This is a genomic window from Metabacillus niabensis (genome assembly GCF_902829255.1).
Classification (GTDB): domain Bacteria; phylum Bacillota; class Bacilli; order Bacillales; family Bacillaceae; genus Metabacillus; species Metabacillus niabensis.
The window spans coordinates 1-3,741 of the sequence record NZ_CADEPK010000253.1; the positions used below are offsets into that span (position 1 = coordinate 1).

The following is a 3,741-nucleotide window of genomic DNA, read 5'->3' on the forward strand; positions in this document are numbered from 1 at the left end:
CGTCTGAAGTTCGTCAAATGTTTTTGGATTTCTTTAAGGAGAAGGGACATGCAGTTGAACCTAGTGCTTCACTAGTCCCACATGAGGATCCTACTTTACTTTGGATTAATAGTGGTGTAGCAACATTAAAAAAGTATTTTGATGGACGGGTTATTCCAGCAAATCCAAGAATTTGTAATGCACAAAAATCCATTCGTACAAATGATATTGAAAATGTAGGAAAAACAGCAAGACATCATACTTTTTTTGAAATGCTAGGTAACTTTTCAATTGGAGACTATTTTAAAGTTGAGGCCATTGAATGGGCATGGGAGTTTTTAACAAGTGAAAAATGGATTGGATTTGATGCCGATAAGTTATCTGTAACAATCCATCCTGAAGATCAGGAAGCATTTGAATTATGGCATAAAAAAATCGGAATACCAGAAGAAAGAATTATTCGCTTAGAGGGGAATTTTTGGGATATTGGTGAAGGACCTAGTGGACCAAACACAGAAATTTTCTATGATCGTGGCGAAGAATATGGAAATGATCCAGAAGATCCTGAATTATATCCTGGCGGAGAAAACGATCGTTATTTAGAGGTATGGAACCTAGTTTTCTCTCAATTTAATCATAATCCCGATGGTACATACACACCTTTACCGAAGAAAAACATCGATACAGGAATGGGACTAGAGCGTATGGTTTCAATCATTCAAAATGTTGAAACAAATTTTGATACAGATTTATTCATCCCAATTATTCGCGCCACTGAACAAATTTCAAATGAAAAATATGGTGAAGATAAAGAAAAGGATGTTTCGTTTAAAGTTATCGCAGACCATGTGCGTACTGTTAGCTTTGCAATTAGTGATGGCGCCCTTCCGTCGAATGAAGGACGAGGATATGTACTAAGAAGGCTACTGAGAAGAGCTGTACGTTTTGCGAAAAAGATTAATATTAATCGTCCGTTTATGAATGAACTTGTCCCAGTTGTTGCTGAGATTATGGTTGACTTTTACCCAGAAGTAAAAGCAAAAACGGATTTCATTCAAAAAGTAATTAAAAACGAGGAAGAGCGCTTTCATGAAACATTAAATGAAGGTTTGACAATTTTAAGTCAAGTAATAAAGGAACAAAAAGCTAAAGGTAGCGACATAATACCTGGTGAAGATGTGTTCCGCTTGTATGATACTTATGGTTTTCCAGTTGAATTAACTGAGGAATACGCAGAAGAAGAAGACATGAAAATCGACCACGATGGATTTGAACAAGAGATGGAAGGGCAGCGGGAACGTGCACGTGCAGCAATTCAAAAAGTCGACTCAATGCAAGTTCAAGGTGGCGTCCTTGGTGAAATAAAGGTAGAGAGTGAATTTGTAGGATATAATCAATTAGCTGTCGAAAATGCTTCTGTTTTAGTAATCGTTAAAGATGGAGAGACAATTACCGAAGCTAAACAAGGTGAAGAGGTTCAATTAATTCTTGACAAAACTCCATTTTATGCTGAAAGTGGTGGACAAATTGCTGATGTCGGAACAATGGGGAATGAGCAAGTCGAATTAAAGGTAAAGGATGTACAAAAAGCACCAAACGGACAAAATCTGCATAACGTCATTATTGAAAGCGGGTCTCTTAAACAAAATGATGTTGTACACGCGATTGTCTCAGAAGAAAATCGAAGTGGAATCGTAAAAAATCATACTGCAACCCACTTATTACATCAGGCGTTGAAGGATGTTTTAGGTAATCATGTTAATCAAGCTGGATCATTGGTAACGTCAGAAAGACTGCGTTTTGATTTCTCTCATTTTGGACAGGTAAGCCAAGATGAATTAACGCAAATAGAACAAATCGTGAATGAACAAATTTGGAAAAGCATTGCAGTAAACATTGATTATAAATCATTAACAGAGGCCAAGGAAATGGGAGCTATGGCACTCTTTGGTGAAAAATATGGCGATATTGTCCGTGTTGTCCAAGTTGGTGATTACAGCCTTGAATTATGTGGTGGTTGCCATGTCGATAATACAGCAACAATTGGTTTGTTTAAAATTGTATCTGAAACAGGGATTGGTGCAGGAACTAGACGAATTGAAGCTGTAACTGGAAAATCTGCATACCAACTAATAAACGGTCAATTAGAAAAGCTACAAGATGCGGCGCAATTATTAAAAACAAATCCAAAAGATATCGTCACTAGAATTGAAGGTCTATTATCTGATTATCGTGAACTTCAACGTGAGAATGAATCATTAACAGCAAAACTAGGCAATCTTGAAGCGAATAGTATTGTTGATAAAGCTACGACAATTAATGGAGTTACGGTTCTTTCAACAATTGTTCATGCAAAAGATATGAATAGTTTACGTGGGATGATGGATGATTTAAAATCGAAATTACAATCAGCGATCGTTGTATTAGGTGCAACTGAGGATGGGAAAGTAAATCTTGTTGCTGGGGTGACGAAGGATTTAGTTGATAAAGGCTATCATGCAGGGAAATTAATTAAAGAAGTCGCAGAAAAATGTGGAGGAAAAGGCGGCGGTCGTCCAGAAATGGCTCAAGCTGGGGCAAAAAATCCAGAAAAATTAGCAGAAGCACTGAAGTATGTCGAAGAATGGGTTCAATCCGTTTTATAATTATAAAAAGTAGTGTAAAATGTAGGTAAGATTGGACAAAGTAGGTAGATTCCTATGTTGAATCTAAGAAAGAGGTGCAAATGATGAGTTCATTTGATAAAACGATGAAATTTAATTTCTCTGATGATTCGGTCGAAACAAATGTAAATGAAGTGCTTTATACCGTTTACGACGCTTTACAGGAAAAAGGTTATAATCCAATTAATCAAATCGTAGGCTACTTGCTTTCTGGTGATCCTGCATATATTCCTCGCCATCGTGATGCTAGAAATTTAATTCGTAAGCTAGAAAGAGATGAATTAATTGAGGAATTAGTTAAATCTTATTTACAAAATCAAAATGGATTAAATTCAAAGCATGCTAAATAATAATAGATGATCGCCAAATTTGGCGAGTAGGTGAAGAGGCTGTTAAAATTATTATTGATTTTCGCGTTTTGATTTACACCTATTTTTTGAATTGAAAGGATAGTCATGAGGATATTAGGATTGGACTTAGGATCAAAGACACTTGGGGTAGCTATTAGCGATGAACTCGGATGGACTGCACAAGGGGTTGAAACGATTAAAATAAATGAAGAAAGCCGAGACTATAATATGGGGCGGCTTTCTGAAATTGTTAAAGAATACGGCGTTGAGAAAGTGGTTCTTGGAATGCCTAAAAATATGAATGGTACAATTGGACCAAGAGCAGAAGCTAGTCAACAATTTGCTCAAATTTTACAAAAAAAGTTTGATTTGCCCGTTATTTTATGGGATGAAAGACTTACTACAATGGCGGCTGAGAGGATGTTAATTTCGGCAGATGTTAGTCGTAAAAAGCGGAAGCAAGTCATTGATAAAATGGCGGCAGTTATGATTTTACAAAGTTATTTGGATAGTTTAAACTAAAGCCCTGCTATAAAAGAAGTTAGACTTTTCTTTCGAATGAAATGCAAAAACGATTAGAAATCGTCTGATAATAAAGTAGCGGTTATACTAATAATGAGGTGACCATTAATGGAACATGGAGAAAAACAAATTACAGTAATTGATGAAAATGGAAATGAACAATTATGTGAAGTATTGTTTACGTTTGAGTCAGAAGAATTTAAAAAATCATATGTCTTATATTATCC

4 protein-coding genes are annotated in these 3,741 nt (G+C 35.9%); all 4 read left to right on the forward strand.

Annotated elements, in window-relative coordinates:
- The coding region (gene alaS, locus HU235_RS15695; protein WP_174880805.1) for an alanine--tRNA ligase at positions 1 to 2,624 on the forward strand (2,624 nt) is incomplete at its 5' end.
- 83 nt (positions 2,625 to 2,707) lie between these two features.
- Positions 2,708 to 2,992, forward strand: a complete 285-nt coding sequence (locus tag HU235_RS15700) for an IreB family regulatory phosphoprotein (protein WP_095302920.1) — start codon at positions 2,708 to 2,710, stop codon at positions 2,990 to 2,992.
- A 105-nt stretch (positions 2,993 to 3,097) separates the two neighbouring features.
- Positions 3,098 to 3,514, forward strand: a complete 417-nt coding sequence (gene ruvX / locus HU235_RS15705) for a Holliday junction resolvase RuvX (RefSeq protein WP_095302919.1) — start codon at positions 3,098 to 3,100, stop codon at positions 3,512 to 3,514.
- Positions 3,515 to 3,622: 108 nt separating this feature from the next.
- Positions 3,623 to 3,741: DUF1292 domain-containing protein (locus HU235_RS15710; RefSeq protein ID WP_174880806.1), on the forward strand; the 119-nt coding region annotated here is incomplete at its 3' end.